At 43.6% G+C, this 19456-nt stretch carries 15 protein-coding genes; 9 read left to right on the top strand and 6 right to left on the bottom strand.

Translation table 11 applies throughout. The features are described 5' to 3' along the window. Window positions 1–28: 28 nt before the first annotated feature. Complete coding sequence (locus tag AV939_RS16630) at window positions 29–2392, bottom strand: M4 family metallopeptidase (RefSeq protein WP_158443223.1); 2364 nt, start codon at window positions 2390–2392, stop codon at window positions 29–31. Further along, entirely contained in the window at window positions 2379–4211 is a 1833-nt protein-coding gene (locus AV939_RS16625; protein WP_061997898.1) for a PP2C family protein-serine/threonine phosphatase, read from the bottom strand. Before AV939_RS16625 ends, AV939_RS16630 begins: the two co-directional genes overlap by 14 nt. Window positions 4212–4746: 535 nt before the next feature. On the opposite strand from AV939_RS16625, the gene AV939_RS16620 reads away from it, so the two are divergent. From AV939_RS16620 to AV939_RS16580, 9 genes are all read left to right on the top strand, one after another. Next, the gene (locus AV939_RS16620; RefSeq protein WP_057789494.1) at window positions 4747–6513 is read left to right on the top strand and encodes a serine/threonine protein kinase; all 1767 of its coding nucleotides are present in this window, start codon (window positions 4747–4749) and stop codon (window positions 6511–6513) included. Between the two features lie 69 nt (window positions 6514–6582). After that, on the top strand, window positions 6583–7389 hold the full coding sequence (locus AV939_RS16615; protein WP_057789496.1) for a hypothetical protein: 807 nt from the start codon (window positions 6583–6585) through the stop codon (window positions 7387–7389). A gap of 11 nt (window positions 7390–7400) precedes the next feature. After that, window positions 7401–7928: a hypothetical protein gene (locus AV939_RS16610; RefSeq protein ID WP_057789498.1), complete on the top strand. Its 528-nt coding sequence runs from the start codon at window positions 7401–7403 to the stop codon at window positions 7926–7928. 1 nt (window position 7929) lies between these two features. Next, window positions 7930–8298 (top strand): FHA domain-containing protein, encoded by a 369-nt coding sequence (locus AV939_RS16605; protein WP_057789500.1) that lies wholly within the window; start codon window positions 7930–7932, stop codon window positions 8296–8298. Between the two features lie 33 nt (window positions 8299–8331). After that, window positions 8332–9141 (top strand): MotA/TolQ/ExbB proton channel family protein, encoded by an 810-nt coding sequence (locus AV939_RS16600; protein ID WP_057789502.1) that lies wholly within the window; start codon window positions 8332–8334, stop codon window positions 9139–9141. A gap of 9 nt (window positions 9142–9150) precedes the next feature. Next, complete coding sequence (locus AV939_RS20315) at window positions 9151–9957, top strand: FHA domain-containing protein (RefSeq protein WP_197427684.1); 807 nt, start codon at window positions 9151–9153, stop codon at window positions 9955–9957. A 2-nt stretch (window positions 9958–9959) separates the two neighbouring features. Beyond that, window positions 9960–10778 (top strand): PP2C family protein-serine/threonine phosphatase, encoded by an 819-nt coding sequence (locus tag AV939_RS16590; RefSeq protein ID WP_057789504.1) that lies wholly within the window; start codon window positions 9960–9962, stop codon window positions 10776–10778. A gap of 36 nt (window positions 10779–10814) precedes the next feature. Continuing rightward, the gene (locus AV939_RS16585) at window positions 10815–12326 is read left to right on the top strand and encodes an FHA domain-containing protein (RefSeq protein ID WP_156454645.1); all 1512 of its coding nucleotides are present in this window, start codon (window positions 10815–10817) and stop codon (window positions 12324–12326) included. A 22-nt stretch (window positions 12327–12348) separates the two neighbouring features. Further along, window positions 12349–13314, top strand: coding sequence for a vWA domain-containing protein (locus tag AV939_RS16580; RefSeq protein ID WP_057789509.1), 966 nt, complete (start codon window positions 12349–12351; stop codon window positions 13312–13314). 85 nt (window positions 13315–13399) lie between these two features. On the opposite strand, the gene AV939_RS16575 is transcribed toward AV939_RS16580, so the two are convergent. The 4 genes from AV939_RS16575 to AV939_RS16560 form a co-directional block, all read right to left on the bottom strand. Beyond that, window positions 13400–16756 carry a DUF748 domain-containing protein gene (locus AV939_RS16575; protein WP_057789511.1) on the bottom strand — a complete coding sequence of 1119 codons (3357 nt, stop codon included), beginning with the start codon at window positions 16754–16756 and terminating at the stop codon, window positions 13400–13402. 90 nt (window positions 16757–16846) lie between these two features. Next, window positions 16847–17410 carry a DUF2780 domain-containing protein gene (locus tag AV939_RS16570; RefSeq protein WP_057789513.1) on the bottom strand — a complete coding sequence of 188 codons (564 nt, stop codon included), beginning with the start codon at window positions 17408–17410 and terminating at the stop codon, window positions 16847–16849. 297 nt (window positions 17411–17707) lie between these two features. Next, entirely contained in the window at window positions 17708–19015 is a 1308-nt protein-coding gene (locus tag AV939_RS16565) for an MFS transporter (protein ID WP_057789514.1), read from the bottom strand. A gap of 4 nt (window positions 19016–19019) precedes the next feature. Further along, window positions 19020–19364, bottom strand: a complete 345-nt coding sequence (locus AV939_RS16560) for a cupin domain-containing protein (RefSeq protein ID WP_057789516.1) — start codon at window positions 19362–19364, stop codon at window positions 19020–19022. Window positions 19365–19456 lie beyond the last annotated feature (92 nt).

The raw sequence follows: 19456 nt of genomic DNA, 5'->3' as shown, positions 1-19456 counted from the left end.
ACATAGGTTGGCGCTTGCAGTGCTTCGCTCAATTTACTTTGAAAACATAACTAAAGTCAGCAATACGAAGAAGCTGTCCGTGCCTAATGGGTGCTGGTGTAAAAGCCTGGAGTCGCTCACCGTCCAGCAAAGTACCGTGTGTTGAATTTAAATCTTCAACCGTGAAACTGCTGCCTTTTAATTTAATTCTTAAATGCCGTCTGGATATTCGTTCATCTCTAAGCTGCAAATGCACTAACTCCAAAGCTCGGCCAATCACAAAGCCTTCACCCTTAGCCGCGGTAGCAACAGAAATATCAAGTTTTTGGCTGCCCGCAAGCGATTGTAAGTAACAAGGCGACGCGAGTGACACCGACGTTAGAGAAGGGGAGGATTGCCTTTCAGGTTGCTTAGAAGCTGAACTGGCAGTTCCGCTAGTGGTTTCATTAGCTGTTCGACTTGACGCTCGGCTTGCATGCACTGAAGTACTGGTCGATGAAGCTCTAGTTGCCGAAATATAAGCGCCATACCCTACAGGCCCTTCGTTTTTGCTATAAGCAGGCTTCAATTTAAATAGCGCGAGCAATGCAATACAAAGGCCTACACCGCCTAACACCAATATAATGATGAGTTGATTGTCGTGTTGTGTTTCACTAGGGGCGGGTGTTTGTTCAGGCCTTTTTTCAGGTGCAGGAGGAGCAGGCACCGTTTCGGTTTGTTTTTGCTCTGGTTCTGGCTGGGGAGCTGGCTCTGGCTCTGGTTTAGGTATAGGAGTAGTTTCAGGTTCAGGCTCTATTTCTGGAATTTCTTGAGGCATACTCCACGCACCGGATACGCCTACGGCATCCATTGCTTGGTGCACCGATATCCATTCTTTTGAGCCTTTCCCATGTAATGCCTCTGCGGCCAATGCGTAGGCAAAGCGAGCGTCTTCAAAATTGGAACTTTGCACCAGAAGTTTAGATGCTGCTTGTGCAACTATGTGCACTGCCGAGGATAGCCCAATAGCCACTACCTTATCCGTCCCAGAATGGCGTGGATGCGGCCCACCATTGGCCATTAAATAGAACGCCATATTCATTATGGAAGAGTTTATATGCACGCCCCCCCGATCTTTTTTAATTGGCCAACTGAAAAAATCATCCATGTGATCGGGGTAACTGCCTTGTCCAAAATCAAGAGAACTTGGGTCGGCTAAATCCCTTTCTGGACCAGAAGGCATCCGTAATATCCAGTACTCCCTGGGAATTTTGATTGAATTGGTTTGTTTATTTGCATGCTCTAGCCAAATTCGAAATGCAATGCCGATGGAGTCAGCAATCGATTCATTTAACGCCCCTGACTGAAATGAATATTCAAGATTACTGCCATTTGAAACTATGCCATGAGCCAGTTCATGCATAGTAATCTCAATAAAATGAAGGCCTTCCTCTGGCACATATAAAGACTGTTTCCGCGACATCCACATGGCATTGAACACATCGCCGTAACACTGAATAGTGGGCATGCCCTTTAAAAAATGCACATTGATAAACATGTTCAATCGTAAACCATTCCCGTCAATGCTATCCATACCCAGTACGGCATCTATAAATTCATAGGCATCACCTAATAGTGTAAATGCAGTTTCAACAGAGGCATCATTACTTGGGGTGCTGCCTTCGGTTCGCGCATGCATTTTCATAGCTCGCGCTTCAACGCGATCGGTGAGGGGGGGGATAAGAGGGAATTTAACTTTAAATTCGTTGCACGCTGCTACAAAGTTATTTACCTGCCGGTGCATTGCAGTGTGAAATAAAGGTATTCGGTCTAACTCTTCACCGGTAGATGCATCAATAAAAACACGCTGTGAAGGGGCAAACCCCAATTTAGTTGTAAACTCACCTTCGAATTCATAAGCCAGAACGTGGTGACCTTCTGGCGATGGCCAATACACTAACCTAGACGCAACATCAGTCTCTTTGGCACTTTGCAATCTTGAGAGTGCATCTGCCTCGCTAAGCATTGGAACTGTTGTGCTTGTTGAAGAAATATTACCGTGCTTACCCAGAACATAAGCCGGCTGATTCTTCTCATTCAAAAGCAAACGGGACTCCCCATTCACCACAGGAACCTTGTTGTATTTTTGGAAAACAGACACTACACGAAAGCTATTTAAAAGCTGTTCTTGGTCTTTTGTATCTAGGGTGTTGTGTTCATCTAAATTAAATTGTGCAGATAAAGCATTTTTTACCCAGGCTTTTCTTTCAGCTGCCGAAGAAAGTATAGATTGGTTCTCTAGTGGCTTTGGTGCACGATTTACACCTATTTTCTCTGCTGCAAGCGTGGGTTCTAGCTGAAAGGAGAAAAGAAGCCCAAGCCATAACATGCCCGCTATTCGGCGCTTGCTAAATGAAAAATTAGTCTTTTTCATTTTCTGAAGCTTCATCTTCAGAGGCAATATCCTCAAAGCTTATCTCTTCTTGGCCCCCAGAGATATGCAGGCTAATTTCTTCGACAATCAGGGCATTAGTACTGTCTAGAAATAACATGACTCGTTCGCCACTTGCTTTTTCGACTTCTGCTCGCCATATGAGTAAATAGCTATCTTCTTTTTTAAAGATAATTAGCTGAGGGGCTTCAAGTACATTTAAGCGAGTGCCAATTTCATCTTCAGCCAATATGACCGCTTCTTTTGCAGATAATGTAGGAGAAATATCTATGTCGATATCATTGAGTGTCTTACTGTCTATGTTGGCTATTTTGCCATCTCGAACTAAGGTGATGGTTTGGGCACCATATACAGGTAAGTCTTTATAAAATTGTTGAAATTTAATAACCTGACTATTACCTATAACATTACCTCGGGTAGTGACTTTAAGCGTGTCGTTTTCACCTAAACCTCCTTTTTGCCTTATGACGTCTTCGGTTTTTTCGATAGCATCATCGATATTCAATATAGGGATATTAGGCGTCTGTCTACGGGTTTCTATATTCCCTGATTCGCCCGTAGAAGCTTGAGTGCCTATAGCCTCTTTTGATGATTTTCCTTGGGGTTCAGAAGGCGTGGTTTTATTTTGTTCACTTGTCTGTTCAGGTTTTTGGTCGGGCGCCTGTCCTGATGGTTGCTCTGATGACTGCTTAGAGGGAGAAGTCTTCCCCGATGTGGGCAAGGGCTCAGGTAAATCATGCGTGCTATCAGTACTACTTAGAAAGTAATACGTCAGAGCGATAACAAAAATGATGCTTCCCAAACCTAGCAAAAATTTATAGTGGTAAGTGGTTAATTTGGTTGATGTATTCTTGTCATTCGATGACGTAGAGCCTTCAGCGGATAAAGCGCCTTCAGCGGGTTTAGAGCCTTCAGCGGATAAAGCGCCTTCAGCGGGTTTAGAGCTTTCAGCGGATAAAGAGCTTTCAGCTGGCAAAGCGCCTTCAGTACGTAAAGATCCCTCAACTTCACTTTCTTGGTGCCCCGCGGCAAGGGATGGGGGAACGACCATGGAAGAACTATCTTCACTCGGAGGTAATTTCACAATAATTGCGGTGGTATTATCGTGGTGCGTCTTACCTGACACCTGCTGTTCTATCAGTTCTTCTAACGCTTCCGCACTCTCAATTTTTTCTATTGCAACGCCTAACGCATGTTGATTAAAAAGCTCCCAAAACCCATCGGAGCAAATCAAAAAAGTGTCTCCGTCAGGGCTATAATGCTCAATAATGGGAGAAGGAGGTTCACTACCGCCAATACTCGAATAAATTTTATTTTGATCTGGATGAGAGGCAATTTCATCATCTGAAATGTCGCCTTTCAAAGCGTGGAGTTGCGCGAGAGATTGGTCGATGGTCCGCTTAATGAAGTTTTTATTGGCAAACTGAATAGTTCGACAATCACCCACATGCATAGAGACGTAGATGCTTTTTTCTAAATGAATATACAGCACACTCACCAGAGATTGCGCTTGGTCGAATTTTGCATTTCCAGAATCTATTACTGCCTCATGAGCACAGAAGGCTAATTCGTTAAGGAAAGTGTCGGGGTCGATAACACTTTCAGATTCCTCCCATTTAACCTTGCACGTTTCAACAACTTTCTTAGCGGCAAACGCGCCCCCTTCATGCCCACCCATACCATCGGCCACCACACACAGTAACTCATCACACTTAGAGTGTGTTAAAACGGCAAATGCATCTTGGTTTTCATTTCGCTGGCCGATATGACTAGCTGAGAAAACGCGATATTGGTTTTGCATATTCCCCTCCCATAAAGCAACACAGCGATTAATGGCGTTATTAATAATGCATCGCTAAACATCCATCACACGATGGCAGATAAGGACATTAGGTTTGGTTGTTGCCGGTAAATCGGATAGATAGACACAGTAGTGAGTAGTGCGAGGGGAGATGTAGTTTTCATATTTTTACCTGTCCTTGGTGTCGTCAATGTCGCATTTATATATATTTTTTATATATTTCATAACTGCGTAGAACGACGAAAAGAGGCAAATTCTTTTCACTACTAACTACGAGTATTGATCATTTTTCGTACCGTGGCTAGCGTTTAAAAAATAAACATATTATGGGCGGGGAAGTTATTGCACCGTCATTTTCTTTGGTGTATACCTTTTAGGGTTGTTTAAAAAATGATCGATAAGGGCTTTCGTATTTTGTAAAGTTTCCAAAATTAGCGCTATAAGGCGCCACACAATCTAACAAAATTTTACGATAAAAATTTAAAACAAGAATTGTGAGTATACAGGTAAGTATTTTACCACTGCAGAGGGACGAATGAGCAGTAAGGTACACAAACTGGCGTTGCCAGCTGGCACGCAACTTCAACAATATCAAATTGAGTCAGTCCTTGGGGTTGGAGGCTTCGGTATTGTTTATCAAGCCCGCCATACACACCTTGAATCTTTGGTGGCGATCAAAGAGTTCATGCCACAGCACTGTGCTACCCGCGAAGGTCAAACGGTTTACCCCCTCAGCCAGTCTGATGAAATAGAGTTTGAAACAGGCATTCAAAAATTTCTCGATGAAGCAAAGCAGCTTGTTCAGTTTGATGACCATCCTAATATTATTCGCTGCAAGGATTTCTTTAAGCACAATGGAACGGCGTATTTAGTGATGAATTTGGAGCGAGGGAAAGAGCTCGCTCAAATACTCAAAGCCCATACCGCACAAGGCAGTCCACTCACTGAAGCGCAAATTACAAAGTTGATGATTCCAGTGTTAGAAGGGTTGCAATACATACACGAACAAGGTGTTTTACACAGAGATATTAAGCCTGCTAATATTTTTGTTCGTTCAATAGATGAGCGCCCGCTACTGATAGATTTTGGCGCGGCGAAGCAAAACTTCGGTCATACTCAAAAGTCTGAAAATCAGATGCAAACTTATGGATATGCACCTTTAGAGCAAGTCGGCTCTGAAGGTGAACTAGGGCCATGGACTGACATTCATGCTGTGGGTGCCATGATGTGGCGTATCGTTCTTAACGCTAACCCACCACGTGTGGAGGATCGCACTGCTCGGGTGCTTCAAGGGCAAGCAGACCCTGCATTAACACGTATTGATGAAGTTAAAGGCCAGTATTCTGAAAATTTTATTAATACGATTAAAAAATCGATCGCGATAAGGGTAAGTGAGCGATTCCAAACGGCTAACGAGGTTATCGCAGCGCTGCAAGGTGTACCGGTTTCATCAGATGTTTATGAGGGCACGGGCGTTGGGTTGGATGAGCAACAAACCACGCGAATAGATTCACCTGATTCGTCGGCTCATTCGACACCTGGTTCATCGACAAGTTATCCGCCTCATGTGGCGCATATTCAAACCTCACATGCTACTTCACCGCCGACTTCGAATGTAAGTTCTAGTGCTGGGCCTATTAGTTCCGCCCCTATTCCCGTGAGCAGTAATACCGGCTACCAGACAGGGCCGACTACTAATGGTGCTGAGCCACAGTCTTATCAAAATCAACCTCACCATCGGGCTCCAGCATCTAAAAATAATAGTTTCAAAGTATGGGTTGGCGCACTTTGCTTGGCTGTGGTGGTGTTGCTTGGTGTCTTTTATGGCTTGCAGTCGACTGACAGTAGTACCGCATCTACGCAAGTATTAGTGAACGAAGAGATAGATATTATCTATTCTTTGGTCACTAAGGCAGAGATGGATAACGACAGTAATACTATTGAAAAGAGAATGTTATGCGCGATGCAAGACATCGATGATATGGATGAAGCCGGGGAGCGAAATATAGAATTGCTTCGCTCAGGTATTGAAAATCGGACTTTAAACATTGAAAAGAATTTAGCCAAAGCCAGAGAGCGAGCTTTCGATTTGGTGACTCGTCATCAATCTTCGTCAAGCCGAATTGACAGTGTCTTTGACGACATGATTAGTACAAATCAACAGCGCGGGAAATACGATAAAGCTGATTATCTCACGTCGCTAAAAGCACTTATTCAAGAAGCATCGTTGTTAAGTGAGAAATCTAAAATCACCGCGTTACTCGAAAAGCGCATCACGGTGACCCCGACAGATTGCAGTTAAGACTACGTACGAGATACATACGAAATACAAACTTGAAAGACGTCTATCAATTTAATAGGGATTTAAACGATGAATACGTTAAACAAAGTAGTACCAGCTAGCATTGCATGCTTACTCTTAACAGGATGCGCAAATACAGCAGAAAGTTTGATGGGGGCTTTAACGCCAGAGAGTAATCAGGGAAGTAGTGAAGGTGGTATGGACTTCAGCTCATTTGAAGTGAGTTCGCCAGTTGAAGAATTAGGCAAAGAGGACATCAGTACTGCTCGGACTGTTGGCCAAGTTATTGGCGCTATTGTTGGAGGATTCGCGTGCTATAAGAAATTTAACGGCAACACGCTGCTTATGGCGGGATGTGCCACGATCGGAGGGATAGCAGGCGATAAATTGGGAAAATACATAGGTGAAGCGATAGCCATAAGACGAATGAATTATGCCAGTAATTACGAGTTCTTAGAGTCAGAAATTGAAGCGTCTGAAAACGCGATTAAAACACGTGAAGACGAGTTAGCACAAACCAAATTAAATATTACCACCATGGAAGATAGGGTTGAATTACTTAAAAGTAAAGCATCGTTAACTAAAGCTGAAATTGCTGAGGCAACAGCACTTCTAACTGAAGTTAAAGCACTGCGAGAAAAAAATAAAATGCTTGAAACTCGGTACGAAGAAACGCTTGTGTATTTAGACAGTGCACTTGAAGACAGCGAAGAAGAAATTGCGTCGCTAACAGAAGATAAGGCAAAGACTCAACAGGCGCATGAAGAGCTACTGGCTAAGCGTAATCAACTTTCAATGCAGCTGGCCTCTATTCAAACTCAGTCGTCACAACTCGATGAGCAAAGTACCGCACTTACTAGCCTAATTGCAGGCTAAGGAGCTTAGAAATGAACCCTTTTAATAAAGTCGCTGCGGTAATGTTAAGTGTAATGGTGGTGGGCTGTGCAGTATCTGCTGATCCTAGAGAACAAAGCACGGCGGATCGAATTTGGGCAAGTGTTAGCGGGCTCGATGAAAAAACCATTGCGAGTATGCAGGAAAAACTGGATACCTTAAACAGCCGAGTGAAAGGGGTAGATGAAGAAGTAGATTATTATAAAAGTCAGCTTTTTTTAGTTAAAAAAGAGTTATCTACCTACGAACTCACCGAGCAGCAGCTTGCCGATTTAAAACAGGAAATAGCGCAAGTTGAACAGCAAACCCTCGCACTTGATCAACAGAACAAAGACAGTGCTCAGCTCATTGAAAATAAAAATGCGCAGCTTCGCGAGAAAAAAGGTAGCCAAGATGAACTGGTTAAAGATTTAAAGCAATTAGACTCACAAGTAGACAGCGTGGAAAAGCAGGTGGGTATTGTATCTACAGGTATAAAAGACATTGTGGCCATGCGAACCCGCTACTCATTGGAAGAATAATATGGCGTTTGTAACCTATACCGTAGGCAGGTCGAGTCAAGCTGACATTTGCGTAAACGACCCAAGTATTTCTCGCATTCACATGGAAATCACTATTACCAGTGGTGGGCGTTATTTTTGTGCCGATCATGGGTCTTCCCACGGCACTTTTTTTAATAAAAACGGCGAGTGGAAGCCGCTTAAGCAAGGCTACATAGACGGAGCCGATTCCCTCGTATTGGGAACGAAAAAAATTAAGTTCAGTAGCATTATAAATTCCCCTGCAGTGGCTAGCTTTTCAAAGCAAAAAGACGTGAATGAAGATGTCGAGCCTATGTCATTCAAGCCTATTCGCAACTCTGCTACGGGTGAAATTGAATCGTCCTCGTAAATAGCTAACATGAAACATGGATTGATAAACGTTATGAATTTATTGGAATCAGACGAGCAGAAATATCGAGTCATTGTGGCTTTAGTCGCTATATTTATCACCATATTTGTGGTTGGCGTATTTGCATTAATTCTTCCTGTCAGCGAAGCCAAAACCGGTCAAATAAACGTGGGCGATGTATTGTTCGATCGCAGTAGTGGTATGTTTCCCGCTACCTTACAAAACCTAATGTGGCTCATGTTCTTTATAGGGCTAGGCGAAATGTGGGTTAGGCACAATCGTTCCGCCAAAGAGTTAGAGCAGCTTAAGCTTTATATATTGCCTGAAGAAGATGACGTTATGCTGAGGGCGAAAGATCTCGTACCTATTTATACCGGTATATGCGAGCGTAAAGTTGCTCAACACTTCTTTGTTCAACGGCTCACCAAACGGGTGATCCTGCAATTCCAGGGCAGTAATTCAGCTGACCAAGCCAACTCTTTAATGAATTCCAGCCTTGAGTTAATGCAGCATGAAATAGAGCTCAAATTTAATATGTTGCGATACCTTGTGTGGTTAATACCTACGCTGGGGTTTATCGGCACGGTGGTGGGTATTGCATTAGCCTTATCGTCGGCGGCAGATATGCCCGATGTATCAGACACCGACGCGATTAGAGAATGGCTAGGGCTACTTACCACAGATTTAGGCTTAGCGTTCAATACCACGTTAGTGGCGCTGATCATGTCAGCGGTATTGGTTTTCTTACTGCATATCGTGCAGGCCAGAGAAGAAATGGCACTTAATAATGCCGGTCAATATTGTATGGATAATTTAATTAATAGACTTTACGAAAACAAATAGAGGTGCACCATGGCGATTAAACGAGGCCCTGATGGCGTTCCAGTTGATATGCCGTCAGTCATAGTTTCTGGAGATACAGCTTCTAAAGATACAGCTCCAACCGAACCTGAAACTCGTGCGAGTGGTATGGGTAGCAATACCGCTAATGACGGGCCAACAGTGACCACACCCTCTAACGCTACCCCCGTTAATACTGTGCCCTCCAGCACCAGCCCATCAAGGTCTGCAACCTCGGGTTTAATATTTGATGAGCCTCCAACAACACCGGCCAACCGGCATCCATCGACAACACCTGACGAGTTCGTTGATATTCGAGAAAACGCTGGAATATCAGAACACGATGACATTGATGCATTACCCACTGTGATAGGGGGAAATAGAAGACCTAGCGCGCCGCCAGTCAGTACGACTGAAACCGCCGCGCAGTCACCACATTCGATGCCTGATCCTATGCAAGACCCCATCTCTGGGTGGCTAGTGGTGGTAAAAGGGCCAGGTAAAGGGCACTTTTTAAAATTGGGATTTGGGCAAAATAGTATCGGTCGAAGTGCATCAGAAAGGGTTTGTGTTGATTTCGGGGATGGCCAAGTATCTAGGGTTAATCATGCCACAATCTCTTACGATCCTCGGGGTAATCAGTTCTATATTCAGCCGGGTTCAGGTACCAATATGACTTACTTAGATAACCAGCCCGCACCGGTGCTGCAGCCTATGATATTACCCGCTTTTAGTCACATTTCCATTGGCGAAACTACATTGAGGTTTGTTCCTTTGTGTGGCGAAAACTTTACTTGGGAAAGCATGGAAGAGGATTAATCATGTATTCGGTACAGGTGGCGTGGTCTCAAATAATAGGTGCTCGTAAAAGTCAGCAAGACAGCGCCTCAGTAGTAACTTGGCCTAATGGTTTCCGATTGTTGCTGTTAGCTGATGGAATGGGAGGGCATGTAGGAGGAGATATCGCCAGTCACTTGGTTATCGATACATTCAAACAGCACTTTATTGAAAGTGATGAGCAGGATATTAAGCAGCGTTTAATTAACGCGTTAGATGCGGCTAACCTTGCGATTTATCATCAGGTAAAGGAAAAGCCTGAGTTATCAGGTATGGGAACCACGTTAATCGCGGCGGTTTTTGATGGCCTATATCTGCAATGGCTAAGCGTGGGAGACAGCCCAATGTGGTTGCTACGTGATAAGACGCTGGTGCGACTCAACGAAAACCATTCTATGTCGGAAGTCTTGGCTAGAAAGGTTGAGTTAGGCGAAATCTCTAGTGAAGACGCAAGGACATCACCGATTCGCTCTCAATTACTTGAGGCCGTAATGGGCGAAAATATTGAGAGAGTTGATGCGCCAGACCACTCCAGAGAACTCAAACCAAACGATTTACTTATTTTGGCTAGCGATGGGGTGGAAAGTTGTAGTGATGAAACCATCATTGAGGTATGTCACCAGTCTTCAAATGATACTGATGAGCTAACAATGGCACTGTTAAACGCAGTTAAAGCACAAGAACGGCTTAAACAAGATAACGCGACACTTATTGTCATGCAGGTAAAAGAACCTGTGGTAAATGAGCCCGCTACGGTGCAGCCGGAAGCGGGTGAAATATTAGAAGAGCCATCTACCCACTAACAAAATTAACTGACAGATAATTTAAGGAATACGCTTGTGTATAGAGTAGGGATGTTTATTGCACTTTGGGTACTTTTTACTTTGCCATCCTATGCCTTTACTACGGTTACTATAGAGGTGCTTGATGATGGAAAAGTTGAGCAAACAGGTATCGCTACGCTGGTCGCAAACGAAACCGTCATTATCAACCAAAAACTGCTGGCACAAGGAAATCAGTATGTTGTTACCGACCCTACCAGCAAGGCGAAGTTGATTGCTGACCTATCAGCAAATGATGAAGGCTTAGATTTAGCCATTCTACATGTGAACGGGTTAACGGGTAATCCTGCGGTAGTGGCTAAGGAGGATACTTCCATTGGAAGTAAAATCTACTTGTTGAAGCTAAATGATCTGTCAACGGCAGGCACACTTCACTCTATACTTCCGGCAGATAAAAACCACCCTGAACAGCGGTGGCAGCACACGGCATTGCTGAGTGAAGGAGAGTTTGGTGCACCGCTGGTGAACAATTGCCAAGAGCTATTGGGGGTGAGTGTTAGCGATATCAAAGGGGTTTTCGATAAGCGCCTTAAACTGTCTTCATCATTTTCAGCAGCGACCAGCCTAACCACCTTAAAAACGTTTCTTACTAAGCAAAACATAGATTTCAAAGAGTCAGAAAATAGTTGTCTATCTGAAGCAGATCAATTGGCCGCGTTAGAAAAAGAAAAGAAAAAGCAGCAAGCAACACTTGAGAAGCAAGAAGCTGAACGCAAGGCGGTGGAAGAAGAGCTTGAAAAGTTAAAGAAGGAAGCAGAAGAAAAGAAAAAAGCGCTAGAAGAAGCTAAAGCTGATACGACCCGCCAAGATGCGGAACGTCAAAAGGCCGAAGAGGCACTAGAAGAAGCTAGGCAACAGACTATTGAGCAACAGAAAAAGCTAGAAGATGCTGAAAAAGCGATTAAAGAACAAGAAGAAAAAGTAAAAGAAACCGAAGCGAAGAGTAAGCAAAAAGAGCTGGAATTTGAAGAAGAAAAGAAAAGTGAACAACAAAAAATGATTTACTATGCCATTCCAATCATTCTAGTGCTGGTTGTGGTGCTTATTGTTTTAAGCCGCCGTAGGAAAAAACTGCTTGAAGTGGAGCAAGAGGCCTCAGAAAACAAGCAGCAACTGTCGGCAGAGAAAGCCAAAGTCGTATCGGCTCAAGAAGCGCTTAGCAAAGCGTCTGCAAACTTTGACGACATTGTTCTCGATGGCAAAGATGAAGCAGGTGGTGAGCATCGCATTAAAGTTATTGGGTCTACTTTGGCTAGAACCGAAGGCGGCATACTAATAGGACGGTCGGCACAAAAAGTAAACTACGTTATTAATGTGCCGGGTGTTTCACGAGAGCATTTAAACGTTATTTTGATAGACAATAAGGTAATGATTGAAGATTTAGGAAGCGTAAATGGAACTGCAATAAATAATAGAAACTTAGCGCCAAATACGAAGGCCGAACTAGAAAATGGCGATACCCTTCGAATTGGTACGGTAACTTTTTCGGTTCATTTTTTGCCGTCTTAGGTGAAAGAACAGGTGAAAGCAAATGAAACTACGTAACAGGGAAGTCAACGTATTTAGCATGTCTGCACTTGATCTCTTTGCCTCAGCGATGGGAGCATTCATGTTTTTAGCCATTATTGCACTGCCTTTTTTCCCCAACACGGGCTCTTCTCCCGAATCTATAAGTGAAATTAAAAAAGAACTTGATGCGGCTAAAGCAGAGTCTACTCAAACTAAAAAAGAGTTAGCTTCTGCGCAAAAAAGCTTAGAAGAAGCCAAGCAAGAACTTGCAGAAGGCATAAATAAATACCCGATAGAGTTGGTGATCACCATTGATATCAGTGGCTCGATGGCAGTGCCTTTACAACGATTAAAAGATGCCATTAAACGGCTCACTATTGAAGTGCCGAAGGTTACTCGGGAGTTTAAGATTGGTGTGGTGGCCTATGGTGGCGATGGCAAGTTTATCACTGTGCCAAGTGTTGTTATTACAAAGGCATCTCGGGCAGGCTTCATTCAGCAGATAGATGCGCTTGAGCTTTTACCAGGTGAAACCGATGTACCAGAAGCGGTATCGAATGCCATGGCGATGTTCTCGCCCCCCAATGACAAAGTGCGCAAAGCTTACGTACTTATCGGTGATGTAGGTCCTTATGAAATGATTGGCTCTAGAAGTTTTGATATTTATGCAATATCTGAAGCCCAGGCCAATATATTGATTAACTCAGGTAGAGGAGTACAAGTGAGCAAAAATTATGAGGCTGAAATATTAAACAGCGTAAGCAGTTTTATCTCAGGCAACAAACTGCGAAGCGTGATGGCCATGTACACAGGGAACGCGACTCGGCGGGGTGACAGTTCGTACAATATTATTGCGCTAACTAAACCGCATAGTATCCCGTTCTTTAAAGCTGTGTCCAAGAAAGGTGGTGCGGATAATGGGCACTATTCTGAAGAGCCTTCTGAAATGCTCTCTATGCTGCTTATTGCAGTGTTAGCCGCATCTTAATGAAGCGGCTAAGCTGTGATAAGTGGCATGTTTTAAGTAGTCTGTAACATCTAACATTGAAAAGTATGAAAATCTGCCTGAAGAACTAGTTAGCTTCAAGGGTGAGTGCTACACCGCTCTTTTTAAGTTGTAAGTGTTGCCTGCTATTCAGCAAAAACAGACGATTCGCGTCAATCTGAAGGTCATTTGCCAAAACGTTCTTTACGGTTTTGGCGCGTGCATCGGCCAAGTGTGCAAGTTCTCGCTTCGGTATATCAATACCACTTCTAACTTGGTTGTACATGGCGATATAGAGTGCTTGTTCAACTAGTGATGCATCAGGTGTTACTTGAGTAGGTGTTGTTTCGCTATTCCCAGTATCTTCACGTGTATCACCAAGTGAACCTTCACCGTCCGCGTTTTGCTGCAACTTAGCGATGACCACTACACGTTCTTCTTCCACAGTTTTGCCGGTGGTGTTAATGAATAACTCACTTAATGCGTCAGCTAGAGGGCCGCTCACCGGCATGGTACTTGGCGACAAGTCTACTGGTAATGTCTCTTGGCCAGAAAGTGCTAACAGCTGTTGTTGCAGTTTCTGTTCTGCCAGTTCATAGGTATCTGGCACTTCATCTACTGTACCCTCAATGTTTACGCGAAGCCCTGGGCGTTTTGATAGTGCATCGGCAAGGGTAGCGAGTTTGCTTGAAGCGGTGTCAGTTAACTGTGATGAGCCATGCGTAAAGTCAATTTCGTTAAGCTCATCGTCGTCGCTGCCGACTAAGTTCGCTAATAACGAAAAGGGGGCAGTCACAGCTTTCGTGATCAAGTTACCAATTGCTTTTAATATGATAGAGCCAAAACCAAAGGTTGGGCTATCTAAATCGCCAGACACTTCAAGACCAAGATCGATAACACCGTTCGAGTCTTCTAATAATGCAATGGCGAGCCCAAGGGGTAAGCTAAGCGCTTGGTCAGAGTCTGTTTTTCTACCCAAGGTTAGCTGGTCGATGACCACGTGGTTATTACCCGCTAATTGATTGTTTTCTAGCAAATACTGTATATCAAGTGACAATAAACCCTTGTCGATAAAGTGGCCCATGTAAGTGCCAGAATAAGGGTTTACTGAAGTTAATTCAGCGCCCTCTACGGTGAACGTGAGGTCTAAAAAGATATCTTCTATTAGCGGGTTAATAGAACCGTATAAAGCGACTGGCGCGTAACCATCTATTTTGCCTTTTATGTCTACATCCGCGGCGGTGTCGGCATTGGATGAAAGCTTAGTAATACTGCCGTTTAGGCTTTCAATACCGGACGCAAAGCGTGGGCGCAAAGAATTATCTGCAAAGTAGGCGCTACCATCATTAAAGACTATTTCTTGAATGCGAATAACAAGTTCAGAGGCTTCTTCAGTAGAGGCGGGTTGAGCTTCCTGATTAGATTCAGATTGGACACCTTCGGGCGTATTAGTTGTCGAGGTTGTTTGCTCCACCACAATATTACTAAAGTTAGTTTGCTTATCTTCAGCGATTAAAAGCTTCGCGTAAGGTTTATCCAGCGTAATTTTTTCTAAGGAAAAGGTGCTGTCAGTAGAACTATACTCAATACCCTTTGCTTGAAAGTCTGCCCATTGCAATAAAGGCTCTTGCTTTAAGCCATCGATAATTGTGAGTGACGCTATATCCGCCTGACCATTAAATACTATTTTACTGTCACTATCCGCTTCGAAACTCCCTGAAAGGGCTGCACTACCTTCTTTAAGAGCAAGATTTAAGTACTGTCCTACATAAGGCTGAAGTTGTGAAAGGCCGAACTGGCTGACATCAATAGTACCCGAGACGGCTTGCTCATTGGCTAAAATAGTGCCTTTACTGCCTATTGATGAAGCGGGTGGGGCTATCGATGAAGTGTCTGATAGGCTTGAAGGTGAAGACTGCACTAGGCTGCCACCGAGCTTCATATCAATAGCGTAATCGATAGGCGTAGTCAGGGTAGAATCAATCACGCCTGTGCTTACGTTTAGCGGAAATATTCGCCAGTTAACCCCGTCAGAAACCATACTTTCTTGTACAATTATATCGCCATCGTTCAACGCGAACTCTTGCAATATTACGCGCCAAGCCGCTTTATCACTTTGTGTGGGGTCAACAGAAGCTGAGTTCCCTGTGTTTGACGCTGCGCTGGCGCTAGAATCTGATGGCGTAGGCGAAGCTTCTGCGGCTGCTGTAGAAGACGGGGCTGTTGTAGACGGGGCTGTTGTAGAAAGAGAACGCGAGGCCGCTTGCGGCGCTTTTTCATTAAGCCCTTTTGGGGTAAATATTGAGACTAAATCTACCCCCGATTTGTCGATTTGAGCACTTATCCAAGGTTGCTGTAGGCTAAAATTGTCCACATCAACCTGCTGTGTTTTTGTGTCTAGGTTTATGTCACTAACACGTAATTCAGCTAGCTTAATTCTAGGACTTTCTTTGTCAGAGATAACTAAATGAGATAGGGATAACTTCGCATCGTTGGCTTGAAAGCGAAAATCGTTGTTGTCTTCTGATAGGTGATAATTGAGTGAGAAGCTTAGGACGCCGTCTGTTATTTTTGCATCAATCACGTCATCAGACAATGGCCACAGCGGCGCTAGCGCAATTTGGCTAACCTCAAAACTACCCGCTATATCTATAGGAGACAGCTGAAACTGCCCATCAAATTGAACGCTTCCGCCTTCGTTGGTCGCTAAGGTGAACGCATAGTGATTAGCAGACTTTTTTTCGCTGCTATTATCAGCGGCACTAGTAGAGCTATTGCCTGCACTATTGTCTGCATTTGCGTTTAAGCCGGTGGCGAGGGTATCAAGGTTGGTTAATGTGAATGACAGTTCTGGATAATCAAGTTGTGTGTCGGTGACATGATCGGCCACTGAAATATGACCATTGCTCAGGCGAAATTCCCCCAAACGAATATGAGGTATTTCGCTTTGCTCTTGCGCTTCAGGCTCTGGGCTGTTTTCGTTTGCTTTAGCGAGCGTGTCGATAATGTCAGAAAAATTAAATACTGTAGATTCTTGACCAGCTGTAGGTGAAGTATCAACGTCCGATACCCTAGCAATATGCGCATAAGGCGTATTTAAATAAAAGTGCTCTAGGGTAGGGGTAAAGCTGAATAGGGTTTGCCAAAAGCCCACATCAAGTTCAAGCAGTGTAAACGCAATAAATGCTTCGTTGCTACTCGCTTCTTCAATAGAAAACCCAGACACCCTGGCGCGCAATAAGAAAGGGTTAATGCGAATACTGTCGATACTGACATTTCGCCCTAACTTTTCACTTAATATTTTGGGCGCTTTAGATTCAAGAACCAAGGGGGCAATTAGGCCCAGTATTAACGCGTAGAATAAGTATGCCAACAGAAAGTAGGTAGCAATACGCCGCCATTTAGGTTGCTGCTTAAATGAAGTGGTTAAGTTTTTTATGGGCATAATTATTCTAGACGTATTAAAAAGAAGAGGAAAAAGCGGCGAATAAGTGATGGCATAGATCAATCACTCATACAGCCGCTAAAATAAATATTAAAGCATTGAGGCTAAATTACCTAAACCAGACTGAAGTAAAGTCTGTGTTTCTTCATTGCTGTTCAGGTAAGTGTTAATTTGTGTGATAAAGCTGCTTATCATATCTGCATCTAAACCCAGTGCATCGAATTGTTGCTTCAATTCGTTTATAGAACCTAGAGAGCTGCTGTATTCAGAGGCTTTGCTTAGTAAGCCTGATATGGTTGAACCGCCATTGGTAGAATCTGCCGCAACAGAGGGTACGTTTTCTAACAAAGAGTCTAGCCCAGGGATGGCACTGGCAAGTTCTGAATAATCAGCAGTAGTGAGGTTGCCTTTAGCATAATCAAAAATAGATGCTAAACCACCTTCAGATTGCGTTTCACTTACGCCTAAATTTTCTGACACCATACTTACCAAACTAGACACATCCAACGAGCTAGCCACAGCCGCTTCTGTGGTTTGTGAAGTGGATGTACTGGCATCACCCAACATACCTTTTAGTTTGTTAAGCGTGTCGTTGGCAGAAGCGTGTGCCGAAAATGATAATGTAGCGATAACGAATAAAGATAAAATTTTCATAAGATTTTCCTTTGAAGTAAAAATCTACCGGGCTGTAGCAAGTATCTCAGCAAACTAAGAAGCAAGGTTAGCGCTAGTCTAGCTCGATAGTGTTAAAGATAGTGAAATAGGTGAAATTTAGGCGGTATTCTGAAGCGCTATCCTAACGTAAATTTAGTGCTATTGCCTGAAATAAAATGTAAAGCAGCTTTACATTTACATGGGGGAAGTACTGCTTGAGGTTGTTACTTCATAAGGCATGTAAATGGCTACAACCTATGTGTTGTAGCCATCGTCAGTGCTTATCTTAGTCTAAGCCTAGTCTAGCTTTTTCAGTGGTTCAATTTTAGGGATTAATACCCATACTGCTGCCATTGCCACAATGGCAAGTGTCGCACCAATGATAAATGCAGGAGCATAGTTACCATCGGCGGTAAGGTATGGGACCAATGCAGTTAAACCAACCGCGCCTAACTTTGCAGCCATGCCTGAAAAGCCCGCTAAGGTGCCTACGGCTTTTTTGCCTAACAAATCGCTAGGTAGTGTTTGTACATTACCAATAGCGGTTTGAAAACCAAACAAGATAACGGCCATAATAATCACCGCCATAGTAGGGGAACCAGGCTGCGACATAGCCAACAGCGAAGGAAGCATAATTAAGCAACCAAGGGTGATGGTTAGCTTTCGGGTTTTATCTGTATCCCATCCGGCTTTAAGTCTATTTTGGGCAAGAAGCCCACCAAACCAAGCACCGAACATTGCGCCCACATAAGGTACCCATCCGTAAATACCAATAGATTTAACATCCATTGAATAAACTTCATTTAGGTAAATAGGGATCCAAAATACAAACAGCCACCAAATAGGGTCGATAGCGGCAGAGGCTATGATTACGCCCCAGCTTTGCTTGCGCTTAAGTAGCTCACCAGTGGAAGGGTTGTATTCTTCTACTTCTGTCTCAACTAAGTCTGCTGACATAGTAGTTTGACGTTGGCCAGTAAGGATATACTCACGCTCTTCGTCAGTAATCCAAGGGTGTGCACCAGGTGGTGCTTTCACCAGAATTAACCAAGGAATTAACCACAGTAATCCAACTGCACCCACAACAACAAACAACATTTGCCAACTAAAATAAACGGTTAAAAATGCTATTAAGGGGATGGCAATAATACCGCCAATGGCAGCGCCGGAATTGAATATACCCTGTGCAAGCGCACGTTCCTTGGTGGGAAACCATTCTGCATTTCCTTTTGCTGCACCTGGCCAGTTGCCAGCTTCAGCAACACCTAATATGGCGCGAAAGATGCTAAAGGTTAATAGACCCTGTGCAAATGCATGAGCAATGGTGGCTAACGACCATACGCCGATAGACAATACAAAGCCTAAACGGGTACCAACCCAGTCGAAAATTTTACCAAAAATGGCTTGCCCAAACGCGTAAGCAAATACAAACACAATGGAAATATTAGCGTAAATTTGCTTGCGTTCTAACGCTGATTCATCCGGAAATAACTCTTCAACAATATCAGGCCATAACACGCTAAGCGCCTGACGGTCGATATAGTTAATCACGGTGGCAAGCGCAATTAATGCGATTACCCACCAACGTAAGCCATTTAATTTCACAGTTTTATTCCTCTAAAAAGTCTTCGCGAGGAGGACTAAAGGTGTCAATTAATATGCCGCCAGTAGGACAAACTGCGCCATGGTCTGCATGCGGTGGAATAAGACAACTATCACCCGGCTTCATTACTTTTACTTCGCCGTTAATACTAAAATGGAATTCACCTTCGATAACGTAAGTAACTTGAGAGTGTCTGTGTGCGTGCACGTACCCTTCTGCGCCTTTGTCAAAAAAGACTTTAACCATCATTAATTCTTCGTTATACCCAAGCATTTGGCGTTTTAGCCCGCCGCCGATATCTTCTATTTCAGTTTCGTTGCCTGATAAAAAAAGTGCGCTTTGCTTTTGCATTTTACTTGCTCCTAATAATTAAATAGCTCTTAAATGGCGGTCTACCATTTAACAAATAGGGTTTGAATTCTTATGTGAATTTGAAACGAGTG

This window comes from Alteromonas sp. Mac1 (assembly GCF_001562125.1).
Lineage (GTDB): Bacteria > Pseudomonadota > Gammaproteobacteria > Enterobacterales > Alteromonadaceae > Alteromonas > Alteromonas stellipolaris.
The sequence above is the reverse complement of the archived record's forward strand: the minus strand, read 5'-3'. Positions and strand labels throughout refer to the sequence as shown.